This window comes from Methylobacterium sp. FF17 (genome assembly GCF_025813715.1).
GTDB classification, from domain to species: Bacteria; Pseudomonadota; Alphaproteobacteria; order Rhizobiales; family Beijerinckiaceae; genus Methylobacterium; species Methylobacterium flocculans.
Map to the genome: position 1 here is coordinate 3,271,146 of NZ_CP107532.1, position 24,632 is coordinate 3,295,777.

At 67.0% G+C, this 24,632-nt stretch carries 21 protein-coding genes, 1 tRNA gene and 2 pseudogenes; 10 read left to right on the forward strand and 14 right to left on the reverse strand.

The annotated features are described in order from the left end of the window. Window positions 1-60: 60 nt before the first annotated feature. Window positions 61-436: pseudogene (locus OF380_RS15325) on the forward strand (flagellar biosynthesis repressor FlbT). A 24-nt stretch (window positions 437-460) separates the two neighbouring features. Here OF380_RS15325 and OF380_RS15330 read toward each other — a convergent pair. From OF380_RS15330 to OF380_RS15370, 9 genes are all read right to left on the reverse strand, one after another. After that, window positions 461-1,246 (reverse strand): amino acid ABC transporter ATP-binding protein, encoded by a 786-nt coding sequence (locus OF380_RS15330; protein WP_318784122.1) that lies wholly within the window; start codon window positions 1,244-1,246, stop codon window positions 461-463. Beyond that, on the reverse strand, window positions 1,243-1,884 hold the full coding sequence (locus OF380_RS15335) for an amino acid ABC transporter permease (RefSeq protein ID WP_264045384.1): 642 nt from the start codon (window positions 1,882-1,884) through the stop codon (window positions 1,243-1,245). Before OF380_RS15335 ends, OF380_RS15330 begins: the two co-directional genes overlap by 4 nt. An 8-nt stretch (window positions 1,885-1,892) precedes the next feature. Beyond that, on the reverse strand, window positions 1,893-2,555 hold the full coding sequence (locus OF380_RS15340) for an amino acid ABC transporter permease (RefSeq protein ID WP_264045386.1): 663 nt from the start codon (window positions 2,553-2,555) through the stop codon (window positions 1,893-1,895). 40 nt (window positions 2,556-2,595) lie between these two features. Further along, window positions 2,596-3,390, reverse strand: coding sequence for a transporter substrate-binding domain-containing protein (locus tag OF380_RS15345; protein ID WP_264045388.1), 795 nt, complete (start codon window positions 3,388-3,390; stop codon window positions 2,596-2,598). A gap of 109 nt (window positions 3,391-3,499) precedes the next feature. Then, entirely contained in the window at window positions 3,500-4,255 is a 756-nt protein-coding gene (locus OF380_RS15350) for an ABC transporter ATP-binding protein (protein WP_264045390.1), read from the reverse strand. Window positions 4,256-4,264: 9 nt separating this feature from the next. Beyond that, window positions 4,265-5,047 carry an ABC transporter permease gene (locus OF380_RS15355; RefSeq protein ID WP_264051347.1) on the reverse strand — a complete coding sequence of 261 codons (783 nt, stop codon included), beginning with the start codon at window positions 5,045-5,047 and terminating at the stop codon, window positions 4,265-4,267. 77 nt (window positions 5,048-5,124) lie between these two features. Then, a complete protein-coding gene (locus tag OF380_RS15360) occupies window positions 5,125-6,138 on the reverse strand; it encodes an aliphatic sulfonate ABC transporter substrate-binding protein (RefSeq protein WP_264045391.1) in 1,014 nt (337 codons plus the stop codon). A 42-nt stretch (window positions 6,139-6,180) separates the two neighbouring features. After that, the gene (locus OF380_RS15365; protein WP_264045393.1) at window positions 6,181-7,143 is read right to left on the reverse strand and encodes an aliphatic sulfonate ABC transporter substrate-binding protein; all 963 of its coding nucleotides are present in this window, start codon (window positions 7,141-7,143) and stop codon (window positions 6,181-6,183) included. 1 nt (window position 7,144) lies between these two features. After that, a complete protein-coding gene (locus tag OF380_RS15370; RefSeq protein ID WP_264045395.1) occupies window positions 7,145-7,678 on the reverse strand; it encodes a cupin domain-containing protein in 534 nt (177 codons plus the stop codon). Window positions 7,679-8,256: 578 nt separating this feature from the next. Between OF380_RS15370 and OF380_RS15375 the strand changes: the two genes are divergently transcribed. Both OF380_RS15375 and OF380_RS15380 read left to right on the forward strand, forming a co-directional pair. Further along, a complete protein-coding gene (locus OF380_RS15375) occupies window positions 8,257-9,633 on the forward strand; it encodes an FAD/NAD(P)-binding protein (RefSeq protein ID WP_264045397.1) in 1,377 nt (458 codons plus the stop codon). 297 nt (window positions 9,634-9,930) lie between these two features. Next, window positions 9,931-10,200: a hypothetical protein gene (locus tag OF380_RS15380; protein WP_264045399.1), complete on the forward strand. Its 270-nt coding sequence runs from the start codon at window positions 9,931-9,933 to the stop codon at window positions 10,198-10,200. 94 nt (window positions 10,201-10,294) lie between these two features. Here OF380_RS15380 and OF380_RS15385 read toward each other — a convergent pair whose 3' ends face one another. Next, window positions 10,295-12,952 (reverse strand): MGH1-like glycoside hydrolase domain-containing protein, encoded by a 2,658-nt coding sequence (locus OF380_RS15385; RefSeq protein WP_264045401.1) that lies wholly within the window; start codon window positions 12,950-12,952, stop codon window positions 10,295-10,297. Between the two features lie 412 nt (window positions 12,953-13,364). On the opposite strand from OF380_RS15385, the gene OF380_RS15390 reads away from it, so the two are divergent. Continuing rightward, entirely contained in the window at window positions 13,365-13,778 is a 414-nt protein-coding gene (locus OF380_RS15390; RefSeq protein ID WP_264045403.1) for a DUF1236 domain-containing protein, read from the forward strand. 702 nt (window positions 13,779-14,480) lie between these two features. On the opposite strand, the gene OF380_RS15395 is transcribed toward OF380_RS15390, so the two are convergent. The 4 genes and pseudogenes from OF380_RS15395 to OF380_RS15410 form a co-directional block, all read right to left on the reverse strand. Beyond that, a complete protein-coding gene (locus OF380_RS15395) occupies window positions 14,481-14,948 on the reverse strand; it encodes a hypothetical protein (RefSeq protein ID WP_264045405.1) in 468 nt (155 codons plus the stop codon). 67 nt (window positions 14,949-15,015) lie between these two features. After that, window positions 15,016-16,572: a chromosome partitioning protein ParA gene (locus OF380_RS15400; RefSeq protein WP_264045407.1), complete on the reverse strand. Its 1,557-nt coding sequence runs from the start codon at window positions 16,570-16,572 to the stop codon at window positions 15,016-15,018. 304 nt (window positions 16,573-16,876) lie between these two features. Continuing rightward, window positions 16,877-17,200: pseudogene (locus OF380_RS15405) on the reverse strand (IS5/IS1182 family transposase); the annotation flags it as partial. A gap of 207 nt (window positions 17,201-17,407) precedes the next feature. After that, window positions 17,408-17,484 (reverse strand) — tRNA-Arg (locus OF380_RS15410). Between the two features lie 738 nt (window positions 17,485-18,222). On the opposite strand from OF380_RS15410, the gene OF380_RS15415 reads away from it, so the two are divergent. The 6 genes from OF380_RS15415 (at window position 18,223) to OF380_RS15440 (ending at window position 24,622) form a co-directional block, all read left to right on the forward strand. After that, complete coding sequence (locus OF380_RS15415) at window positions 18,223-19,299, forward strand: O-fucosyltransferase family protein (protein WP_264045408.1); 1,077 nt, start codon at window positions 18,223-18,225, stop codon at window positions 19,297-19,299. An 89-nt stretch (window positions 19,300-19,388) separates the two neighbouring features. Beyond that, window positions 19,389-20,318, forward strand: a complete 930-nt coding sequence (locus OF380_RS15420) for an aldo/keto reductase (protein WP_264045410.1) — start codon at window positions 19,389-19,391, stop codon at window positions 20,316-20,318. Then, window positions 20,308-21,024, forward strand: coding sequence for an NADPH-dependent F420 reductase (locus tag OF380_RS15425; RefSeq protein WP_264045413.1), 717 nt, complete (start codon window positions 20,308-20,310; stop codon window positions 21,022-21,024). The genes OF380_RS15420 and OF380_RS15425 overlap by 11 nt, the downstream gene beginning before the upstream one ends. Further along, complete coding sequence (locus OF380_RS15430; RefSeq protein WP_264045414.1) at window positions 21,021-22,370, forward strand: NTP/NDP exchange transporter; 1,350 nt, start codon at window positions 21,021-21,023, stop codon at window positions 22,368-22,370. The genes OF380_RS15425 and OF380_RS15430 overlap by 4 nt, the downstream gene beginning before the upstream one ends. A gap of 108 nt (window positions 22,371-22,478) precedes the next feature. After that, a complete protein-coding gene (locus tag OF380_RS15435; RefSeq protein WP_264045417.1) occupies window positions 22,479-23,768 on the forward strand; it encodes an MFS transporter in 1,290 nt (429 codons plus the stop codon). Window positions 23,769-23,893: 125 nt separating this feature from the next. Then, complete coding sequence (locus tag OF380_RS15440; RefSeq protein ID WP_404810464.1) at window positions 23,894-24,622, forward strand: DUF3750 domain-containing protein; 729 nt, start codon at window positions 23,894-23,896, stop codon at window positions 24,620-24,622. Window positions 24,623-24,632: the final 10 nt, after the last annotated feature.

A 24,632-nucleotide genomic window follows, 5' to 3' on the forward strand; every position in this document is an offset into this window, starting at 1 on the left:
CGGTCCTCGCACCCTCATCGACGATCGACCCAGGCCCGTTTCCAGAAGGGATTCTCCACCATGGCCCTGCGCCTCGACCTCAAGCCCTACGAAGGCTTCCTCATCAACGGCGCGCTCATCCGCAACGGCTCGCGGCGTACCGACTTCCTCATCGAGACCGAGTGCAAGTTCCTTCGCGAATCCGAAGTCATCAAGGAGAGCGAGGCCAATACGCCGGCCAAGGTCCTCTGCGTCACCCTCCAGATGCTCTATCTCGCCGACGACCCGGCCGAGGCCGAGGACCTCTTCGCCCGCCAGGCCACCGAGATCCTGCGCGGCCCCGACGCTGGCGCCCCACCTCCTCGCGATCCACGATGAGCTCGCGGGAAAGCGCTACCACAAGGCGATCAAGCGCGGGCGCGCCCTCATCGCCGCCGAGCAGGCCCTCGCCGCCTGACGAGGGTGCGCAGGCGCGCCCCGTTCAATCGTGCAGCGAGGACAGGAACTGGCGCAGCTCCGGGGTTTTCGGGGCGCCGAACAACTCGGCCGGGGGGCCGATCTCGTGGACCAGCCCCTGGTGCATGAAGATCACCCGGTCGGCGACCTTGCGGGCGAAGCTCATCTCGTGGGTCACCATCAGCAGGGTCATGCCCTCCTCGGCCAGTGATTCCACCACGCGCAGAACCTCGCCGACGAGCTCCGGATCGAGGGCGCTGGTGATCTCGTCGCAGAGCATGATGGCCGGGTCCATCGCGAGCGCGCGGGCGATGGCCACGCGCTGCTGCTGGCCGCCGGACAGCTTGTCCGGCATGGCGTCGAACTTTTCCGCGAGACCGACCCGGGCGAGGAGCTGGCGCGCGCGCGCCTCGTTCTCAGGCGTCGGCCGCTTCTTGACGAGGTGCGGGGCCAGCATGACGTTGCGCCCCACCGAGAGGTGCGGGAACAGGTTGAAGTTCTGGAAGATCATGCCGACGCCCTGACGCAGGTCGCGCATGGCCTTCGCATTGTCGTAGAGCAGGTGGCGGCCGTCCACGATCAGCGAACCCTGCTGGAACACCTCCAGGCCGTTGATGCAGCGCAGCAGCGTGCTCTTGCCCGAGCCGCTCTTGCCGATGATCGCGATGACCTCGCCCCGCATGACGTCGAGGTCGATCCCGCGCAGCACCTCGTGGTTCCCGTAGGATTTGCGCAGGGCCGTGATGCGCAGGATCGGCGCGCCGACCTGCGTGTGCGGCGTGACTTTTCGCAGCTCGGGCGTGGCAATCATGCGAGTTTCCTTTCGAGCACGCGGGCATAGAGGCTGATGGGGAAGCACAGGGCGAAGTACATTCCCGCCACGCAGGCATAGGTCAGCATCGGCTCGTAGGTGACGTTGGCGATCATGCCGCCGGCCTTGGTCAGTTCGACGAAGCCGATCACCGAGGCGAGCGCCGTGCCCTTCACCACCTGCACGAGGAAGCCGACGGTGGGCGCGATCCCGATCCGCAGGGCCTGCGGCAGGATGATGTGCCGGAACTGCTGGCCGAAGCTCATCGCGAGGCTGGCTGCGGCCTCCCACTGACCGCGCGGGATCGATGCGACGCAGCCGCGCCAGATCTCGGTCAGGTAGGCGGAGGCGTAGAGCGTGAGCGCGACGCAGGCGGCGAGCCAGGCTGAGGTGTTCACGCCCACCACCGCCAGCCCGAAATAGAGGAGGAAGAGCTGCATCAGCAGTGGCGTGCCCTGGAAGAGCTGGACATAGGCGCCGACGAGGCGGCCGAGAATCGGTCGGCCGGACAGCCGCAGAACGAGCAGGAACAGACCGACGACGGTCCCACCCAGGAATGCGATGAGCGAGAGCGCCACCGTCCAGCGGGCGGCCAGCAGGAGGTTGCGGACGATGTCCCACAGGGTGAATTCGGGCATGCGACCTCCTACCGGCCGAACAGAAAGCGGGGACCGGCCCAGTCGAGCAGGCTGCGGACGCCGATGGCGAGGGCGAGATAGACCAGCGTGCCGACGATGTAGGTCTCGAAGGCGCGGAAGTTCCGGCTCTGGATCAGGTTGGTGGCGTAGCTGAGTTCCTCGGTGGAGATCTGCCCGCAGACCGCCGACCCCAGCATCACGATGACGATCTGGCTGACCAGGGCGGGCCAGACCTTCTTCAGGGCCGGGGGCAGCACCACGCGGGTGAAGACCTGCGCCTTCGTCAGTGCCAGGCTCTCGGCGGCCTCGATCTGCCCACGTGGCGTCGCCTCGATCCCGGCCCGCAGGATCTCGGTGGCGTAGGCCCCGAGGTTCACCGTCATGGCGAGGATCGAGGCAACCGCCGGCGAGAGCCGGATGCCGAGTTCGGGCAGCCCGAAGAAGATGAAGAACAGCTGCACGATGAAGGGCGTGTTGCGGATCACCTCGACATAGGCGCCGACGAGCCAGCGCAGTCCGCGCGGTCCGCCGGCGCGTGCCCAGGCACAGAGGATGCCGAGGCTTCCTCCGAGCAAGGTCGCGACGGCCGTGAGCCCGACCGTCCAGATCACGCCCCGTAACAGCAACGGCCATTGAACGAGGATACTCGCGAAATCGAGTTGCAGCGGCATGGTGGAGCGATGACCCTGGCAGGCGCGGGGAGGGGGCGTGTCAGAGCGGCAGGTCGCCGGTTCCGCGCTTGAGCCACTTCTGGGAGAGGGCTTCCAGGCTGCCATCGGCCTTGGCTGCGAGCACGATTTCGTTCACCCGCGCGAGGAGAGCGTCCTCGCCCTTGGAGATCCCGACGAAGCAGGGGCTGTCGCGCAGGAGCAGCTTGTACTCGACTCCGAGATTCGGGCTCTTGCGGCTGAGCACGCCGATATTCGAGACGCTGGTGGCGATGACTTGGGTCTGGCCCGCCGCGAAGGCGGCGGTGGTGGCGGCCTGATCCTCGAAACGCTGGATCACCGAGGAGGTCGGCGCCACCTTGCCGATCATCTCGTCCTCCATCGCGCCGCGCGTCACCGCCACCGTCTTGCCGGCGAGGTCGTCGAAGCTTTTGATCGCAGTGGATTTGAGCGCGAACACGCCCTGGTAGAATGGCGCGTAGGCGGCACTGAAATCGATGATCTTCAGGCGCTCCTCGTTCTTGCCGAGCGTCGAGACGATCAGGTCGATCTTCTTCGTCTGCAGGTAAGGAATGCGGTTGGCGCTGACGACCGGCACCAGTTCCACCGCCGCGCCGAGCTTCGCCCCGATCAGGTTGGCGACATCGATGTCGAGGCCGATGGGCTTCAGGTCGAGCCCGACGAAGCCGTAGGGCGGGTAATCGGCCGGCACGCCGATCTTCACGGTCTTGGATTTCGTGATCGTCGCCAGCGCGTCCTGCGCCAGGGCGCCGCCGGAAGACCACAGGGCTGCGCCCAGACCGAGGGCGAGGAAGAGACTACGTTTGGTGAAGTGCATGGTGAACCGGCTCTCGTGGGATGTACGGCCGGACGTTGTGCAATTTCTGTGCAGTTCGGAGCGTGCGTGGGTGACGATGCGCCGCAATCGTCAGGCGGATCGCGTCCGCTCAGACCGGGACCGCCTCCCGGGATGGGGCTCGTCCGAGCGAAGCAGCGAGCAGGTCGCGAAGTGCCCGCAAGGACGACGCCTGCGCGAGCGGATCGGAGGCCCTGGGTCGTTCGAGGGAGAGCGTGTCGTGGATACGTCCGGGGTGGGGACGCAGCACGACGACCCGGTCGGCGAGGGCCACCGCTTCACCGACATCATGGGTGACGAGCACGATGGTGGGCCGCGTCTCTTCCCAGAGGGCGAGGAGATGACGGTGCAGGTCCTCCCGGGTTACGGCGTCGAGGGCCGAGAACGGCTCGTCGAGGAGCAGCACCTTGGGGGCCGCCACGAAGGCGCGTGCGATGGCCGCGCGCTGCTGCTGGCCGCCGGAGAGGTCACGCGGCCAGCGCCGCTTATGCGCCGAAAGGCCGACCCGTTCGAGAACATGCGCGACCCGTGTCCGCCGCTCCGTACGGGTGAGATCGACGAGCCCGAAGCCTACATTATCCGCGATATCGAGCCAGGGCAGCAGGCGCGGCTCTTGGAACACCAGGCCGATGCCGGGATGCGGAGCTCGAACCGAGGCGCCGTCGAGGCGAATCGTCCCGGTGGTGGCGCTGTCGAGCCCAGCAACAAGGCGCAGCAGCGTGGTCTTCCCGCAGCCCGACCCGCCGACGAGGGCGAGGATCTCGCCGGAGGGAATCGCGAGGCGGATGCCGGACAAGGCCTCGGTGCCATCCGCGTAGGTCTTCCCGACATCCTGGATCGTGAGCATCGCCACCCCTCAGAGTACGTCGCGCGACACATCCTGCCAGCGCAGCAGCGGCCGGGTCAGGAGAATCAGGAGCGCGTCGGCGAGCTTACCCAGGACCGCGAAGGCCAGGATCGCAGCGAGAATCTGGTCCGGCTTGCCGAATTGCTGACCCTCCACGAGCAGGTAGCCGAGGCCCTCGGAAGCGCCCATGAGCTCGGCCGCCACCACGAACAGGACGCCGAGGCCGAGACCGGTGCGCAGCGCCACGATCGTGCCGGGCAGGACCGCCGGGAGCAGGATGCGGCGGGCGAGCGCGAGGTTCGACAGCCGGAAGAGGCGACCAACCTCCACGAGCTTGCGATCGACGGAGGCGATCGCTCCCGAGACGCCGATATAGACGGGAAAGAACACGCCTACCGCGATCAGCACCACCTTCGGCGTCTCCAGGATGCCGAGCCAGAGGATGAAGAGCGGAACCCAGGCCAGGGACGGCACGGCGCGCAGGGCCTGCAGCCCGGGGTCGACGAGATGGCGCACCACCGGCAGGGTTCCGGTAAGCGCTCCGGCCACGATCCCGATCCCAGCGCCGCCGAGGAAACCGAGGGTTACGCGCAGCAGCGTCGCCCGCACGTGCAGCCCGAGGTCACCGGACCGCGCCAGGATCAGGAGCGCGTCGAGCACCCGGCTCGGGGGTGGAAGCAGCCGTCCCTGCGCCCATCCGCCGCGAACGGCGATCTCCCAGGCAAGGGCGAAGCTCAAGGGGAGGAGAAGGCCTAGGACGAGGCGGCCGCCCCGACGCCAGCCGGCCCACATGACGGATCGGCGGCGCTCCGTGCCTTGCGCCGACGCTACGGCCTCGATGCCGAGGGCGGGTGTGATCGAGCCCGCGCTCACCGCTCCGGTCCGGTGTTGAAGCGGGTGTCGATGAGCCCGTCCACCGCCGCCGCGACGTTCGTCTCCGCCGGTATCACGCCGGCTTGCTGCAGGGCGAGGCCCGCCGCCTGGATGCTGTCGGCCTGAACCCGGCCGATCTTCGGCTGGCCGAGATCGGTGCGGGCGAGTTGGCGCGCGATCACCGGCTCGGGCAGCCGGGTGGCCGTGACGAGGGCCTTCCGTACGGCATCCGGGTTTGCGACCGCATAGGAGCGCGCCTGCTCGTAGGCGGCGATGACCGTGCGCACGACATCCGGGTGCGCGTTGGCGAAGTCCTCGCGCACGTCGAGGACGCCCCAGGTGTTGGCGGCCGGGTCGCGGAAGAACAACACGCTGCCGCCCTCGATTTCCGACGCCGCCATCATCGGATCGAGGCCGGCCCAGGCATCGACGTCGCCGCGCTCCAGAGCGGTGCGCCCATCGGCGTGCTGGAGGAGGACGAGCTTGGCGTCCTTCTCGGTGAGGCCAGCGCCATGGAGGGCGCGGATGAGGAAGATGTGCGGATCGGTGCCGCGCGTGACCGCGATGCGCTTCCCCTTGAGGTCGGCCGGTCCGGTGATGCCGCTCGCCCTGGTGGTGACCAGAGCGGTCCATTCCGGCTGCGAGAAGGCATAGATCGCCTTGACCGGGTTGCCGTTGATGCGCGCCAGCAGGGCGGCGGCGCCGGCCGACGAGCCGAAGTCGATCGCCCCGCCGTTGAGGTACTCGAGCGCCTTGTTCGAGCCGAGCGACTGCGTCCAGCGTACCGCGATGCCCTTCTCCTTCAGGGCGGCTTCGAGGAAGCCTTTCTCCTTCAGGACGAGGCTGACCGGGTTGTAGGTCGCCCAGTCGAGGCGGACTTCCCCGAGTTCGGCCGCCTCGCCGCGCGACGCCCCGACCCAGTGAAGCGCTCCGCACACGGCGACCAGGAGCAGGCCGGCGACCTTGCGGCGAGAGAGGAACGGGGCACGGTTCCGAAGGGCAGGCGTCATCGGGTCGGTTCCTGAGGCAGGGCGGATGGGCCGAGTGCGGGTTCAGAGGGACGGCGGCACCCAGATCCCGAGGGCGGAGGCGTCGACGGGGCGGGGCAGGAGCCCTTCGGCCCGGAAGGCGTCCGCGATGGTCTGCTGCTCGGCGAGTCCCGCCCGCGTCACCGGCTCGACGGCGTAGCTGCGCCGGCCGTTCGCCTGCAGGACGACGGCGGGTTCCAGCTTCCACAGGGTGCCGAGTCGGTTCGCGGCGGCGTCGGGGTTGGCCTTCACCCAGGCGCCCGTCTCACGTAGCTTGGCGAACAGGATCGCCAGGACATCGGCGCGCTGCGCCGCGTAGTCGGCGCTCGCGAGGTAGTAGCGCTTGTACTGGGAGAGACCGGTGCCGTCGCGCAGGATGCGCGCGCCCGTCTGCTGCTCCGCCGCCGAGAGGAACGGATCCCACGCGACCCAGGCCTCGACGCTGCCGCTGGCCAGCGCCGCGCGTCCGTCCGACGGGGTGAGATAGGCCGGACTGATCGCCTTGAACGGCAGGCCCTCGGCAGCGAGGGCCGCCAGCAGCAGGTAATGGCTGCCGGCGCCCTTGGTCACCGCGACCTTGCGGCCCTTCAGCTCGGCCACGCTCCTCAGGTCAGAACCCTTGTTCACCAGGATCGCCTGCGCCGACGGCGAGGCGGCTTCCTGGGCGATGTAGGTGATGTTGGCCTGTGCGGCCTGCGCGAAGATCGGCACGGTGTCGGCGACATCCGCGGAAACGTCGATCTGCCCGGCATTGAGTGCCTCCATAATAGGCAGACCGCTGGTGAATTCGTGCCACGAGACGGTCACGCCGAGCGGCTCCAGGGCCTTCTCCAGGGCCACGTCGAGCTTCAACAGGGCGATGAGTGTCGAGGATTTCTGGAAGCCGATACGCAGGCGCTTCGGCTCGGCGCCGCGGCCGGCGACGGGCGTCAGGGCGAGGAGGCCCAGCGCGGCGGCGGCCCGCAGGGCGTGGCGACGATCGATCATGTCAGCGGGTCTCGGTTTCGGAAGGATGCTTGTGGATGGGGTCGACCCAGTGGACCACCTCGGGGCGCTCGACCGGCTCCACATCGGTGATGTTGACCACCACGGCCTCGTTGTCGGAGCGCACGAGGACGCAGTTCAGGGGCTGGTCCGGGTCGGCGTTGATCTCCTGGTGCGGCACGTAGGGTGGTACGAAGATGAAGTCGCCCGGCCCCGCCTCCGCCACGTATTCGAGGCGCTCGCCCCAGCGCATGCGGGCCCGGCCCGAGACCACGTAGATCACGCTCTCCAGGGCGCCGTGGTGGTGCACGCCGGTCTTGGCATCGGGCGCGATCGCCACGGTCCCGGCCCAGATCTTCTGGGCTCCGACGCGCGCATGGTTGATCGCGGCCTGACGGAACATGCCCGGCGACTGGGCCGTGTTGGCGTCGAGCTTGTCGCCCGGAATCACGCGGACGCCGTCGTGCTTCCAGCGCTCGCCGATCGGCGCTTCTCCGTGTCCGTGTGCGTGCTGCTCGTGGGTGTGGTCGTCGTTCATGTCGCGTCCCTCCGGCTCATCGACGCCTAACGTACCGCGGTAGAGCCGCGTGCGAAGCCGCGACCTCGGAGGGCGTTGGGCGTGCGGGCCTGCGGGATGGACCTTGAGCGGGAGGAGGGGACCATGGAGCCCGAATGGTCGGTGATCTCCGCGTCGAAGCTGGGAAGGTTCCCCGGCGCGGCCCCGCACCTCCCGATGCCGCCGCGCGCCAAGTGGCCGTCGCGGACGATCGCGCTGAAGGCATACAGGATTGGCATCGTGCGGTGGTGGTTCCCAGGCGCGACCATCATCGACGGCGCGTCGTTCCGGCGGAGGTCTGCATCGTCCGGCGAGGCACGTGCCAAGTCAACCAGAACGTTCTTTTTTCAGAACGAGGATAGATAGGATTCTCATCCATAGGAGCTTCAATCGTGGAAATATCCTTACGTCTTGCTCATCGCTCAGTCGCTACAACCGTTCTGCACGGTTGCGAATGCTTCAGCCGGATGCGGGGTGGCCATCCTGATTAGGTGCCTTGTTCTCTAAAACGAACGACCCCTAAGAGCCTGCATCACGCTGCCGGATTGGAGTTCGTACCGATGACCTCGACCGTCCCGCCGCATTCCATCGCCATCATCGGCGGAGGCTTCAGCGGCTTTACGGTGGCGACGCAATTGCTGCGGGCACTTCCCGGCGAACGCCCCATCCTCCTCGTCGAGCGGGCCCACGAACCGGGGCGGGGGCTCGCCTATGCGACGGCCAACGCGGATCACCTGCTGAACCTGCGGGCCACGCATATGAGCGCCGATCCCGAGCGGCCAAGCGCATTCGCCGACTGGCTCGACTGCACCCGGCTCGACGCCGACGCACAGGCCGGCATCCGTGTCACCGATGCGGGCACCTTCGCCGCACGCGGCCTCTATGGACGATACATCTCGGAATCCTTCGAACGGACACGCGCCGAAGCGGGTGCGCGTCTCGACGTCCTGCGGGATGCGGTCCTCGATCTGGAGCCGATCGATGGCGGCTTCACCCTGCGCACGGAATCCGGCCGGTCCATCCCCATTGCCGGCGCGGTGCTGGCCATGGGCAATCTGCCGGGGCCCGTCACAGCGCGCAGCCGCTACCAGCGCGACCCCTGGGACGTCGCCGGCCTGCGCGACCTCGACCCAACCCGCGAGGTCCTGATCGTCGGCACCGGGCTGACGATGATGGATGCCGTGGCGACGCTGCGCCGTCAGGGCTTCCCGGGCAGAATCGTCGCCGTATCCCGCCGGGGTCTGGTGCCGAAGCCGCACGCCCCGGTGCCGGTCCGGGCGCGTCCGGAGTTCAGCGCGGAGACCCGAGCCTCCATCCGCAAGCTCCTCGCCTGGGGCCGGGCGGAGATCGCGGCGGCGCGAGCCGAGGGCGCCGATTGGCGCAGCGTAATCGATGCCCTCCGGCCCATCACGGATGAACTCTGGACGGGATTGCCGCGTCTCGAGCAGGCGCGCTTCCTACGCCACTTGCGCCCTTACTGGGACGTGCACCGCCACCGGACGGCACCGCCCGCCGCCGCGACCATCGCGGGGGAGGTGGCACGCGGCACCCTGCGCATCCTCGCGGGGCGTCTTCAGACCGTCGAGGATGCGACGGCGCACGCCATCGTCACAGTACAGCCGCGCGGCAGCGGCCGCCCCGTGCAGATCGCGGCGGGGGCGATCCTCGACGCCACCGGGTTCAGCCGGTTCGCGGAAACGGCGGATCCCCTCGTGCGCAACCTGCTGGCACGCGGCCTCGTGCGCCCCGGCCCCTTCGGCCTCGGCGTCGACGCCACGCCGGACGGCAAGGTCGTCTCGTCACGGGGAGACGCACCGCTCTGGGCGGTCGGCCCGCTCCTGCGCGGCGTCCTTTGGGAATGCATCGCCGTTCCCGATATACGCGATGCCTCGGTCGATCTCGCCGACGCCGTTGCGGCGCGGATTAGCCAGGATTGACCGGGCGCGCGGCCCGGCTTCGGCGAAACGGTCGTTCTTGTCCCGTGCCCCGCAACGTCATCACGCAACTCCCATTCCCAAGATCTTTGGAAGCACATTCCCGAAATGGTTCGGTAGAATAACCCGTATCAGCAAAGCCCGATGCCGATGAACCGGGACGACATCCCATGACCTTGCACATCGCCACCTTGCAACTCGCCATGCATGCCCCAACGCCCTGTTGTCCGTGCCCGATCGAAGACGAAGGACATTGCGCAATCGGCCCCGCGCTGGGGCGAAGCAAGGGACAGGACGATCATGGGATTTCACGCGGTACGATTTGACGGCGTCACGCCGGCGAGCCCGGCGGCGCTGCTCGGCGCGCGCAGCACCCGCCGAAGCTACGGCCGGGCCGCCGTCGCGGCGGCCATCGAGAACGGAATGCTGCCCGGCGAACTGTCCGAGGTGCTCGCAGGCCGCAGCGTCGTCGAGGCTTTTCCGGTCGCCGGTCACGAGAGCGTCTCGGATTACGCGGAGCGCGCCGTGGCCGAGTTGATGGTCGCCTATCTCAGCCACCCCCTCGTTTGAACGAAGGCCGGCACGTCAGCGAAAGCGCCCCCGGCATCGGTCACCCTCGGTGATGCATCCTGAACGCCGGAGCCGCTTCTCCGGCGGAAGGAGCTCACGATGCGGCGCGCCGGGCCCGGCTGTGTAGCAGATTGAGAATCAGCGCGGTCCAGCCCGTCTGGTGGGACGCACCGAGTCCGCGTCCCGTGTCGCCGTCGAAGAACTCGTGGAAGAGCAGCGCCTCCTCCGTGCCGGGCAATGGCGGAATGGGCGGCCTGCCCCCGAAGATCGGCCGGGTTCCGTCCTCGCCTCTGGCGAAGAGCGCGATCAGGCGGTCCTCCAGGGCATCCGCGATGGCGCTCAGGGTCAGCGAAGTCCCGGACCCAGTCGGATACTCCACCAGGAAGTCGTCGCCATAGTAGGTGTGGAAGCGGCGCAGGGCCTCGACGATGAGGTAGTTCATCGGCATCCAGACCGGACCCCGCCAGTTCGAGTTGCCACCGAACATGTTGGAGGTCGAATCCGCCGGATCGTAGCGGATCGTGAAGGAGGCCCCGAACTCGTTCAGCGCGTAGGGGTGGTCTCGGTGCGCCTTCGAGAGCGAGCGCACCCCGTGGGCGGAGAGGAACTCGGCCTCGTCGAGCATACGGCGCAGAAGCGCCTTCATGCGGTGTCCCCGCAGGAGGGAGAGGAGCTTGCGATCCTTCACACCCCCCTCGTCCCAGCGCGAGACGAGCAGGGCGAGGTGAGGGCGGTTCTCGAGCAGCCAGTTCAGGCGCCGGGCGAAATCCGGCAAACGCTGGAGCACGGAGGGTTCGATCACCTCCACGGCGAAGAGTGGCACCAGCCCCACCACCGAGCGAACCCGCAAGGGGAGCATGCTCCCGCCGGGGATGTCGACCTCGTCGTAGTAGAACTCGTCCTCGTCGTCCCAGAGACCGAAGCCCTCGCCCCCCATGTCGGTCATCGCCTCGGCGATGAGCAGGAAGTGCTCGAAGAACTTCGAGGCGGTGCTCTCGTAGACGTCGTTGTGAAGCGCGAGTTCCAGGGCGATGCGCATCATGTTGAGGGCGTACATCGCCATCCAGGCGGTCCCGTCCGCCTGATGGATCCGACCAAATCCGGGCGGCGGGCGCGAGCGGTCGAACACACCCACATTATCGAGGCCGAGGAAGCCGCCCTGAAAGACGTTGCGGCCCTCCGTGTCCTTGCGGTTCACCCACCATGTGAAGTTGATGAGCAGCTTGTGGAAGACCCCCTCCAGGAAGGCGAGGTCACCGCGCCCGCCGCGCCGGTCGCGGTCGATCTCGAACACCCTATAGGTCGCCCAGGCATGGACCGGGGGGTTCGCGTCGCCGAATTCCCACTCGTAGGCCGGAAGCTGGCCGTTGGGGTGCATGTACCATTCGCGCGTCAGCAACAGGAGCTGCTTCTTGGCGAAATCCGGATCGAGGAGCGCCAGCGGGAGGCAGTGGAAGGCGAGGTCCCAGGCGGCGAACCAGGGATACTCCCATTTGTCCGGCATCGAGAGCACGTCCGCACCGGCGAAGTGGCGCCAGTGGATGTTGCGCCCACCATCCCGCTCCCGGGGCGGCACCGGCTGCTGGGGATCACCCTTGAGCCAGAGGCGTACGTCGTAGGAATAGAGCTGCTTGGACCAGATCAGACCGGCAGCCGCCTGGCGGAAAATCGCGCGGGAATCCGCATCCGCGATGCCGTCCTGCAGGCTTTCGTAGAAGGCATCGGCTTCCGCGATCCGGCGGTGGACGATGGTGCCCTCACGGTCGACAGGGCGCAGGCGCGCCCCCGCCGAGAGGCGTAGGCTGACCCGTGTGGTCTCGCCCGGTTCCAGCAGACGCGCGTAGTGCAGGCCGAGCTTCGTGCCGCCGTCGCGCCACACGGCGGCCTCGTCGCCCCCGACGATGGCTGCATGGAGACCGTCCTTGAACGGGCCGACCGCCTCAGGCTGTCCGCCATGGAGCCGCAGATTGGTGTCGTTCTCGCAGAAGAGCGGGTCGGGATAGCCGTCGAAGGAGAGCCGGTAGGGTCCGAGGCGCGGATGATCGCAGGCCACGCCGCCGTCCGGCCGGATGCTGAGGCGGGGACGCCGATCGGTGCCCTCGGCGCGCCAGGACCACGTGTTGCGGAACCAGAGCTGCGGGATGATGTGCAGGTCGGCGGCTTCCGGCCCGCGATTGACGGCCGTGATCACCACGTGGATGTCCTCCACGTCCTCCTTGGCGTACTCCACCGTGACCTCGAAGAACCGGTCGCCTTCGAAGATTCCGGTGTCCTCGATCTCGTATTCCGGCTGGTCGCGCCCACGCCGTAGGCCTTCGCGCACGAGATCGTCGTAAGGGTAGGCCGCCTGAGGGTAGCGGTAGAGGAACTTGAGGTAGGCGTGGCTCGGGACCGCGTCGAGGTAGTGGTAGAGTTCCTTGACGTCCTCCCCGTGGTTGCCCTCCTCGTTGGCAAGCCCGAAGAGTCGCTCCTTGAGGATATGGTCCCGGCCGTTCCAGAGGGCGAGCGACAGGCACATCTGCCCCCGCTCGTCGCAGATCCCCGCCAGGCCGTCCTCACCCCAACGATAAGCGCGCGAGCGCGCCTCCTCGTGGGGGAGCGAACGCCAGGCATTGCCATCCCGGCTGTAGTCCTCCCGGACCGTCCCCCATTGGCGCTCGCTCAGGTAGGGTCCCCACAGCGACCAGGGCCGCTCGGCCCGCCCCTGTTCGGCGATGCGACGGCGCTCCGCCCAGCCATCGAGTTCGCTCACGCGCCGCACCCTTGTCCACCGCTCCGGGTGCGGCAGGCCGGAAAGCCTGTGCAGGAGACAGCATGCGGAGCAGGTGCCGTTCGGAAAGGCGGCTGGAGATACGGCAAGGCGATCATCAGATCCGGTCGGCTGAGACTTGATGGCGCCAGGGATGCATCATCAGCGCCAAGCTCACCACACGGCAGGGAATCGAGCGTTAACACGGCCGCGGCGGGATGGGCGGAACGCGAGATCCGCACGACTTGCCGGCCCCATCTCGCCGCAACCCGCGCCCGCATCAGCCGCGATGTCGCATCGAAGTCACAGGCCGCGGCAACCTGCACGGGCAGTGGCATCGTTTGCGCCGCAGCCGCGTTGCCCGATCCCGACCGGTGTCGGTTCCCGGCCCGCGTCGCGCGATGGAGCGCCCACGATGATCCCGAAGTTCCTTGTCGCCCTTCCCGTGTTCATCCTCGCGGGCCTAGGCACTGCTGAGGCCCAGGGCCTCGTTCAGGGGGCCCAGGAAGGAGCGGCACGCGGCGAGATGGCGGCTGGGCCGCTCGGCGCCGTGGTCGGCGGCGCCATCGGAGCGGCGGTGGGCACCGCCAACGGAATTCTCGGCGTCGACCGCCGCGAGCGCTTCCGCATCTACGCGCTGGCCGAGCGCCGGCCGTCCTTCAGCTATTCCGGTGGGATCCGAACCGGCACGGTCCTGCCCGAGGACGGTGTGGTCTATTACGACGTGCCGCCCGAGTTCGCGCTATCCGGCTACAACTACACCATCGTCAACGACCATCCCGTCCTCGTCGAGCCACGCACGCGACGGATCGTTGAAGTCATCGACTGAGCCTTCCCGGATGAACCGAGCCGGGCCGATGCTCCTGTCTCTCACCCGGAACCCACTTGCGTCGTGCTGTCGCTGTCTTCGGCCCAACCCAGCAGCGGCCTCCGTCGTACAGGCGAAAGACCGGAGCGGCGCGTCAGGTGACATCGCCCGAGGCGCCGCGGCGAAGGATCCCTCCGGCGCGACGCACCGGAGAATCCCTGCGGGAGGACAAAGGGTGCGGGGCACAGCGCGAACCGCCGTCACCGCTCGACGGTTATCGCTCGAAGAATGAGTGACGTCCGGGCCCGAGGGTTCCGGCCCACGCCGCGACATGAGAGAGGACGAACCATGGGACTGTTCTTCGCACTGTTTCTCATCGGCGTTCCCATGGCACTCGCCGGACTGGATTTTGTCCGGCTGCGGGCAACACGCCCGATGTGAGATTCGCGGGTCCCGACCGACGCGACAGGCGGGCTTCTCCGAGGCGTTGCTGGCTCCGCCGAACAACATCGCATGACACGGCGACCGTGTGTCGACGGCTCGGCCGTGTCGCGAAGAAGCATGTCGGTAGGTCGGCCCCGCATTTCGAAGAAAAGCGCCGCGACCTTCGGCGGACGTGCGTGCCGCCATTTCAAAGGGTTAGGCGCGATTTGTGACGAGGGACCCGCCGATCCACGTCGGAGAAGCCGGAAAGACGCGCAACAAAACCAGCTTCGAGAAGGGTCAGGTCGCGGAGGAGGCTGCCGGCGGCGATGTGGTTCGAGGCTCACGGCGCGTGAAGCCGTCCACCACCGCATCGTGCATACGGCCTAACCAGTCCTCGGCTTCTGCCGCGCGCCGCTCCGCAAGTTCCGCTCTGCTCTGCGTAACCGAAATCTGAGCCTCAAGAGCGGATTCCCGCGCCTTGAACTGTGCGACTGTTCGCTCGAGCTCCTCTTCCAGTTCGTTTGCACGTTCCTCGCTGATGCGGATCGCCGCTGTCGCTTCGTGGATGAGATCGAGGGACGCGGACCAGTCACGTCGCCGACCTTCATCAACACTCGACAGAGGCTGACGCGCGGTATCGAGGGAAACGGTCTCGGACGAGACTGTCTCCGCCACCGTTGCGTTGCGGTTCGGACTCGGAAGGCTACGCATGAGCCAGGCGCCAGCGGAGGACGGCTCTCGATCCCGAAGATTGCTGTCGGTCATGTCTGCTCCCTGTACCGAAGGTCGGCCGTGCCATATCGAAGATGCTGGGGGGTGATCCACTCAGTCGTCAGTCGGACGGTTGAGCCGGGGATCCCGGGGCACCAGCTTTCCCGGAGGCACTGAAGGGCCTGACATTGCTGGCCTCGGCGGCCGGTGCTGCCGGTTCCGTACGAGACGCCGCATCGTCTCCGGCGTAAGCGCGTGCAGAGCGCTTGAGGGCCTCATGCTGCTTCTGCAGAGAAACGCGGCTTTCGCGGGCAATGTCCAAGGCGCCCTGCGCCAGCTTCCGTTCGGAGCGCTCGTGCTGAAGCTCCTCGACGAGGCGGTGATTCACCGTCTCGAAATCGGCGCGTTCCACCTCCTGACGATGAACCAGGTGATCGATCCTGTCCGACAGGCTCCCGACGCGTCCCAGGGCTTGTTCGAGGGCTGCATCCTTGGCCGCCATCGCCTTGGTCAGCATCTCGCACCGGTGCTCGAACTCCGACCGTGCCCGCTGCATCTCGAGGGCGCGTTCATTCTGCCGGGCCAGGTCCGCCTGCGCGCTCTCGAGCCGTCGCTCCGCCGTCACCCGTTCGATGGAGGCCTCCTTCAAGCCACGCTCGGCAGCGCGGCCCACCTCATCCCGTTCGCGAAGCTGGTTGCGCAGTTGAGCCACCATCTGCTCGGTCGTGGCGAAACGGCTGGTGGCTGCGTCGACCCGCATCGTGAGGCTTGTGCGCTCCGCCCGCAGGTTGGCGATGTCCGCCTCGTACTGCACCTTTGCCTTCTCCGTCGCCGCGGTCTCAGCGGCCAGTTGCTGCTCGGCATTGCGCAGGGCGACGCGGCTGTTTTCGGCCTGGGCCTCGAAATCCTGGCTCCTCGCCGCGAGTTCGGCCAAATGTACCGCTTGGGACTCGCTTAGATTTTGAAGGCGCAAATTATCCCGTTCGAGGGCATGGCGGCTTTCGCGAAGGTCCTGGAGTTCGCCCTCCGATCTGGCGAGCGCTTGATCGAGGGCTTTTGCCTCGACACGGAGAGATTTACTCTCACCTTGCAGGGCACGAACCTGCTCGCTCGCCGCAAACAAGCGCCGCTCGAGGTCTTCCGCTTCAAGCGACTTGTCGCGCAAGGCCAAGCGTACGTCTTCTGCAGCCGCGTCACGCGCCTGCAGACTGGATTCCAGATGATGAAGCTGGATCTTCGACGCTGAGACGTCGTTCGTTGCGCCAGCCAAGCGATGCGTGGCGTCAGCCAGGTCACGCCGGAGATTGGACGCGTTTGCCTGTTCGAGGGATAACAGGGCTTCGAGTTCGGACGTCCGAACCTTGGCGCGCGGCAACTCGTCTGCAATCGCAATGATGGGCTCCAGCAGGGCGGCAAAATCGCCCTGGAGCGATTTCAGATCGTCCAACCGCTCCGACATCTCCGCCACGCGGAAGCGAAGGACCTCGTTGTGCTGCCCGAGCGTATCGAGCGAAAGATCGTCACTGTCGGATTGATGCTCGATATATTCGACGCCCTCATCGGGGAGAGGCGGCGACGACAAGAGTATCGGCCCCTCCAGCCGAAGGATTTCCGCTTCCTTCGAGGGCTTGTTCTTGCTCTCGGCTGCAGCAAATTTACGGAGTGAAATCCAGCTCATCTCTGCGGTCCGTTCGCATCGCACGCCGTATACGATTATCCGCACCAGAGTTGAAAGGGTGGCGCGCTGTCAATTGTGTGACGTTAAAGAAGTGTGATTTTCTGCGGGACGGTTCGCGCTCATCACATCACTTCTTCCGTGATGACCACGCGGCTCCGCCGGTCCATGTCCGGATCCTCTGCGGCGTGCTGGAGCGCGAGCTTGTCCGTCGGATCAAACACCTACGTGCCCACCCGAGACATAGGGTTCGGTGCCTGACAATGGGCGAGACCTGCGCAGAGACTGGGGTCTGGCAGCCCCAATGGGCGGCCGGTGCTGACTCCAGGAGGTCGTGGGCGGTGCGGGTCATCGCCCACTCGCTCCGGCCGATCGAGATGACGGAACAGGAACGGCCGGAAGCCCCTCGCCTGCTTGATCTGCCCGAAGACGGGCTCGACCACCTGCCTCCGAAGGCGGCAGCGGCGGCCAACCCGCATTGGGCGGGCGGCGGTGATCAGATGCATGTCTCCTGCCTCGGGCGACCGGCCGCGTCCGGCGCACCGTGACGCGCTCGATCCGACGTGAGATTGCCCGTGCGTCTCCACTCCGGCAGCGCGACCAAGTTCGCCGCGTTGGCAACGCCAGCATCCCGCCGAGATGCGAGGGCGGCAGCAACGGCCCTGATCCACGTTCAGGAGCGATCCGGGCGTCTCGAAGACGCCGACCGCACGAGCCCTAGGCCGGTTGATTCTTCCGGAAGCGAATACTGAGGAGCACCAGACCTGTCGCATTAAGCGACTTACATCCGCCGGCCATCAGATGGCACACAGGGACACGGCTACTTCTTTGAGATTGCTGGCGCACCCGACACGATTCGAACGTGTGACCTTTGCCTTCGGAGGGCAACGCTCTATCCAGCTGAGCTACGGGTGCTGACCGCGACGCTGTGTTAGCCCATGCGGAGGCCTTTCGCAACGGGGCAGTGGACGCCGACCCGTCAGGTCGGCGCGGGATCAGGCTGAACGTGCGGACGAGCCTGAACCGGAAGTGTCTGGGATGAAGCGGGTTCGACGAACCATGGCCTATGGCTAACGGGAAGCGGGCCAGAGAGTGGTCGGTGAACTCTCTGGCCGCCCCGATCGCATCGTGAGGCGGGCACCTCACGAACCGCTGCGATCGTTTCAGTTCGCCATGCGCTCGCGCCCTCGTCAATGAGACCCTTGGGAGTAGATCGAACGTCCCGTTGGATCGCGAAGCGGCAGCCGTTCGAAGGGCATCGGGGTCGATGCCGTGTCCCCGGAATGGGGCATCGGCATCGATCGAGGCGGACTCAGGCATTCGATGGGTCGCACACGGTCGCGCCGCTTCCACAGGGATCACCGCTCCCGATCGTCCTGTCGCATCCGGCGCGGTGCCCCCTTCCGCCCGGAAAGGCGATTTTCCGGGTCCGCCAATGCTGCTAAGGGCGACCGAGGGACGCTCTCGTCGCCGGCTCTCGCGAACCCGTTGCCTCCGGCGGTGGCGGGGAAGGCGTGAACGGGACGATCGGTCGGGTCGGTGCGGCAGGATGATGATTGACGTTATTCTGCGACGGCAAGAGGTTCGGCGCCTGCGAAGTCCTAGGGAGCGCGGATCCCCCGCAGGAGAGTTGGCCGGGATCATGCGTCGACAATGATCTGTTCCCAGAGAAGTGACGGTCTCGGAACACGCATCCTGTCGGCCGTCTATGCACAGTTGCTCTCACGGCACATCGACGTGCCGTTGCGCGTGTTCTGGACACCCCTCGGATGGCCCGACCCGCCGCACAGTCCTGTGCTGATGCATCCGCGATACGTCCTTGAGCTCTTCGCCAGCCTGCATCTGTTCAAGGACGCAACGAAGGGCCCGTACGCCGACATCGTCATCCATGAGGAACCGGTGACGACGGGCCTATTCAGCGTGTTCCACAACAAGGACGAGTTGTTCGATCTGTCCGAGAGCGAGGTCGCACAGATCGCGCGGATGGGGAACGGGATCAACTACGACTTCCCGATACCATTGTTTCAGTTCATGGCCGAGACGACAGATCTCAAGGCAAAGGTCGCGCATGTCGCTGCGCAGATCAACTGGAACCCTACCATTCTTGAGGCTTTGGCCGCGTTGGATCGGCGGTCGCCCCTATCCCATTGCATCTCAGTGCATGTCAGGCGAGGCGACATCCTGGACATGCTCCTGCATTCGAACCTGGACATCCTCGCCGATGGGCTGATGATCCAGATTCTTCAGCGGTTCATGCCCCTTCGGGGGTACTTCCATGCGGTCGATCAGCATCGCAGCGGCAGCATCATCGTCTGCACCGAGGACCAAAGCGTCGTGGCACAGTTCCGCGGCCGGTACGGGACCGAACGCATCGTGTCCTGCTCCGACCTGCCGTTGAGCGAAAACCAGCGTGCTGCGATGGATCTTCTCCTGCTGTCGCGATCGCAGCGGATCATCGCGCCGGTCGTCAGCTTCTTCTCGCAATGCGCCGCATCGATCGGAAACGTCCGCCTGGAGAATACGGCCTGGCATCTCGAAGAAACGACGGACGAGATCCGACAGCTTCTCGAGGAGACTGGTTGCGACCGTACGAAGCCGGTCATCGCCATCATGTATTCCGCGGCCTACCTCATCGCATTGCGCAACCATCTCGGTTCGGCGGAACGCTTCAAGACGCTCGGCCTGGACCTCGACCCCGAGACGTTCCATCGGGTTACGGCAAACAGCTGAACACTGGTCGGCCGGTCTGGGCCATGTCCAGGCGCGTTTCCGGCCCTAAGTGACCAACGACATCCACCTTCGCTGGAGCTCATGCCTCGATGACACCGACGCGACGCGCCTTCATCGCCGGGACCAGCCTCCTACCCCTCTCAGTACCGTTCCTCGAATGGGGCGCATCGCCCGCCCGCGCCGAGGCTGCGAGCCTGCTCCGGCGCCCCATCCCGTCATCCGGTGAAACCCTCCCCGTGATCGGGATCGGCACCTCCCGGCGCTACGAGGTCGAGCCGAGTGCCGCGGCGGTGGCGCCCCTGCGTGAGGCCGTACAGCGCTTCGTGGCGCTCGGCGGAACGGTCATCGATACCGCGCCGAGCTACGGCACCGCCGAGGACGTACTCGGCCTGATCCTCAATCAGGACGGACTGCGCGAGAAGGTGTTCCTTTGCAGCAAGGTCGGGACACCCGGCCGCGAAGGCGGGGCCGCGGAGATCGCACGCTCGTTCAAGCGCCTGAACACGCCGATGATCGATCTGGTCGCGGTCCACAACCTGATCGACCCGACCGCCAACCTCGCCACGCTCCGCGACCTGAAGGCAGAGAAGAAGATCCGCTACCTCGGCGTCACGGTCTGGCGCGACAGCCAGTTCGCCGATCTCGAAGCCCTGATGCGTCGTGAACCCCTGGATTTCATCCAGGTGAACTATGCCCTCGACGACCGCGCCGCCGCGACGCGCATCCTGCCGCTCGCCGCCGAGCGCGGCATGGCCGTGATGGTGAATGTGCCCTTCGGACGCGACCGCCTGTTCAAGGCCGTCCAGGGCCGGGAGCTTCCGCCCTGGACCGCGGAGTTCGATTGCGCCTCCTGGCCCCAATTCTTCCTGAAGTACGTTCTTGCGCACGAGGCGGTGACCTGCCCCATTCCCGGCATGGCCAAGGCCGCCTATGTCGAGGACAACCTGGGCGCCGCGCGGGGGCGGATGCCCGACGCGGGTCAACGCGCCCGGATGGAGGCTTTCGTCGATGCGCTCTGATCTCCTCTCGCGCCGCGCGCTCCTGGCGGCGACCGCCGCAGCAATCCTCATCCATCCCGCACGAGCCGAGACGCGGCCCATGCGCATTGGCATCATCGGTGCCGGCAACATCGGCGGTACGCTGGGCGGCCTCTGGGTCAAGGCGGGACACGAGGTGATGCTCTCGTCACGCCACCCCGAGGATCTCAAGGGGCTGGTCGACGGCCTCGGGCCGAAGGCACGCGCCGGGACGCCGAGCGAGGCGATCGCCTTTGGCGACGTCCTCCTCATCGCCGTCCCCTACAAGGCTTACCCACAACTCGCGCAGGATTACGCCAACGCCTGGAAGGGCAAGGTCGTCATCGACGCCGGGAACGCCACCCAGGCCCGCGACGGCGATGTCTACGGAGAGGTTCTGGCGAATGGGATCGCGGCGGTGTCCGCGAAGTACCTCGCCGGCGCCCGGGTGGTGCGGGCTTTCAATGCGGCGAACTACAAGCTCTTTGCCAGGAACGCCCATCGCGAGGGCGGCCGGATGGCCATTCCCATCGCGGGCGACGATGCCGATGCCTTGGCGAGCGCCGGTCAGCTCGTACGCGATGCCGGCTTCGATCCGGTGACGGTCGGTCCCCTCGCCAAGTCGGAGAGCTTCGCGATGGGGTCTCCGGGCTTTGGCCTCGACCTCACCGCGCCGGAGCTCAGTGCACGCCTCGGTGTCGCCCGTTGAACGCCAACGCCAGAGCACGTTCGTCCGGGTGGTTCGCCCGCCTCGTCGACGTCCGGCCCGGGGAGGCACCGGCGCTGGCGTGGTCGTGGGCCTACATCTTCTCGATTCTCGCCGCTTACTACGTGCTGCGGCCGATCCGCGACCAGATGGGCGTCGCGGGCGGCATCGAGAACCTGCCCTGGCTCTTCACCGGCACGCTCGTGGGGATGCTGGCCCTGAACGTGCCCTTCGGGTGGCTCGTCAAGACGCTGCCCCGGGCCCGGTTCGTCCCGCTGACCTACCGCTTCTTCGCCGCCAACATCCTGCTGTTTGCGGGCGCCCTTTACCTCGCGGGGCCGGACGGCGACGTCTGGATCGGGCGCGCCTTCTTCATCTGGCTGTCGATCTTCAACCTGTTCGTGGTCTCGGTCTTCTGGGCCACCATCGTGGACGTGTTCTCCGCCGATCAGGGCAAGCGCCTGTTCGGCTTCATCGCGGCGGGCGCGACCCTCGGCGCCATCGCCGGCTCGGCCACGACGGCGATCCTGGCGCGGGACGTGCCGACCTGGGCGCTCCTGCTCGGCGCGGCCCTGCTCCTCGAGGTGGCGGTGTTCAGCATGCGCGGCCTCGCGCGCCTGTCCGATCGGCTGAACCAGGCGCCGGTCGCGGGCGAGGCCGCATCCTCCGAGGCCATCGGTGGCAGCGCCATCGCAGGCATCACCCGGACGTTCCGGTCGCCCTACCTCCTCAATATCGGCCTGTTCCTGCTGCTGTTCTCGGTGACATCGACGTTCCTGTATTTCGAGCAGGCCGGCATCGCCAAGCGCAGCTTCCCCGATCGCGGCGCGCAGACGGCGTTCTTTGCGAGCGTCGACCTCCTCGTGAACCTGCTGACGCTCGGGATCCAGTTCTTCCTCACCGGCCGGATCGTTCGGCGCATCGGCGTCGGGCCGGCCCTGGCGCTGCTGCCGGCCGCCAGCGTCCTCGGCTTCGCGGCGCTTGCCGTCTCGCCCACCATCACCGCCATCGTGGTCTTTCAGGTTCTGCGCCGGGCGGGCAACTTCGCCATCGCGCGACCGATCCGCGAAGTGCTGTTCACCGTGGTCCCGCGGGAGGATCGCTACAAGGCCAAGAACTTCATCGACACCGTGGTCTATCGCGCGGGCGATCAGGTCGGGGCCTGGTCGTTTGCCGGCATCGCGGCCCTTGGCCTCGGCTCGACGGCGGTGGCCATCACCGCCGTTCCGCTTTCCGTCGTCTGGCTTCTGAACAGCCTCTGGCTCGGTCGCCGGCAGGAGGAGCGTGAGGCACGGGGGGAGGGGACCGCTCCTGAGACCCGCGCCGCCGCTCCGCTCTCCCGCCCCTGAGTCTGCAAGGCCAAGTTTGCACGGCCCACCGGCGATGCTAACAGCGCCCGCTCCCCGGCCATTCGTATTCGGTTTCACCCAGGACCGGGGACCAGGGTTTCCAGTTCCATGAATGAGATCGTGACGCGGAAGGTCATGTGGCGGCTGCTGCCGTTCCTGATGCTCTGCTACTTCGCCGCTTTCCTCGACCGCGTGAATGTCGGTTTCGCGGCACTGACGATGAACCGTGACCTCGGCCTCTCGGCTGCGGTCTACGGCTTCGGCGCCGGCGTCTTCTTCCTCGGTTACTTTCTCTTCGAAGTGCCGAGCAACATCATCCTGGAGAAGGTCGGCGCACGGCGCTGGATCGCCCGGATCATGGTCACCTGGTCGATCGTTTCGGCCTCCACCGCCTTCGTGGTCGGGGAATGGTCGTTCTATCTCGTGCGCGTCCTCCTCGGCGTCGCCGAGGCCGGGTTCTTCCCCGGCATCATCCTCTACCTGACCTACTGGTTCCCGTCGGAGCAGCGGGGCAAGGTCATCGGCGCCTTCATGGCTGCGATCCCGATCTCCTCCGTGGTCGGAGCGCCGCTCTCCGCCTGGATCATGTCAGCCACGGACGGGGCCTACGGTCTCGCCGGGTGGCAATGGCTCTACCTGATCGAGGCGGCCCCGAGCTTCGTCCTCGGTGTCCTGGTGCTCCTCTACCTGACCGACCGCCCAGCGGTGGCGAGCTGGCTCACGCCGGAGGAGCGCGCGTGGCTCGTCGCCCGCATCGAGCGCGACCGCAGCGAGACCGTCGCGGTCCAGAAGCTCAGCCTCGGCCAAGCCCTGCTCCACCCCCGGGTGATCGGTCTGGCGCTGGTCTATTTCGGTGTCAGCACGGGTCTCTATGGGATCGGCCTGTGGCTGCCGCAGATCGTGAAGAACTTCGGCCTCACCACCCTCCAGACCGGCTTCGTGACCGCCATCCCGTACCTCGTCTCGGTGGTGGGCATGATCCTATGGACGCGCCATTCCGACCGGACCATGGAGCGGACCTGGCACGTGGCAATTCCCGCCATTGCGGGCGGCATCGCCCTCGGTGCAGCGGGCTACGCCGCGTCGCCGACCCTAGCCATGATCGCCTTGAGCCTGGCGGCCCTCGGCGTCTTCAGCGCCATGCCCACCTTCTGGACCCTGCCGACGGCCCTGCTCACGGGCAGCGCCGCCGCCGGGGGCATCGCGCTCATCAACTCGGTGGGCGGGCTCGGCGGCTTCGTCGGACCCTACGTCATCGGCTGGATCCGCGAATCCACGGGGCAATTCAGCCTCGCTCTGCTGACGATCGCGGGCTTCATGGTCGCGGCTGGACTCCTGACCCTGATCCTCGGCCGTGCCGTGACTCCGGTGCGCAGCCCCGCCGCGCCGGTGCGGTAAGGCACGCGACGGTTCGCCTGCGCCATCGGCTCGCCCGGCGGCGTTGGACGGGCGGGTGGCTTCCCTCGCCGAAGGCGGCTCGACTTCCCATATCAGGTCGGTCCCCCGCCTGACCTGGAACCACCTTGCTCAAGATCGCCGCTCTCGCCTTCGTCCTCGTCTACCTCGCTCCCATCGCCATCTCCGCCGCTCTCTACTTCAGCCAGAATCATGCGGACTGGCGCTCCGCCGATCGGTCGAGCAGCGGCCTCCTGGCTTCCCCAGCGACGAACCCGGAGGCGATCGTGCGCATCTTTTCCGCGCGCACGGTAAGCTGGCGCGGAATTATCGCGACCCATAGCTGGATCGTGGTGAAGGATGCGGGGGCACGGGCCTACCAGCGCTTCGACTACACCGCTTGGGGTCAGCCGATCTGGATCGACCGCTTCGTTCCGGATGGGCGCTGGTTCGGAAGCCTGCCTCAGACGGTCTTCGCGGCCAATGGCGCAGCCGCCGAGGCCATGATCCCCCGCATTCGAGAGACCATCCGGACGTACCGCTACGCTCGCCCGGGCGACTATACGGTCTGGCCCGGTCCGAACTCGAACACCTTCGTGGCAGCGGTGATGAGCGCGCTCCCGGAAATCCAGGCGACCCTTCCGGCAACCGCCATCGGCAAGGATTTCCCCTATGACGGTCGCTGGATCGGTCTGACTCCATCGCGCACCGGCATCCGGTTTAACCTCGGCGGCTATCTGGGTCTGACATTGGGCTGGGTGGAGGGGCTTGAGGTCAACGTTCTCGGCGCCGTCGCGGGTATCGATATCCGGCGCCCGGCGCTCAAGCTGCCCGCATTCGGCCGTCTGGGGCTCTGACCGGGATTCA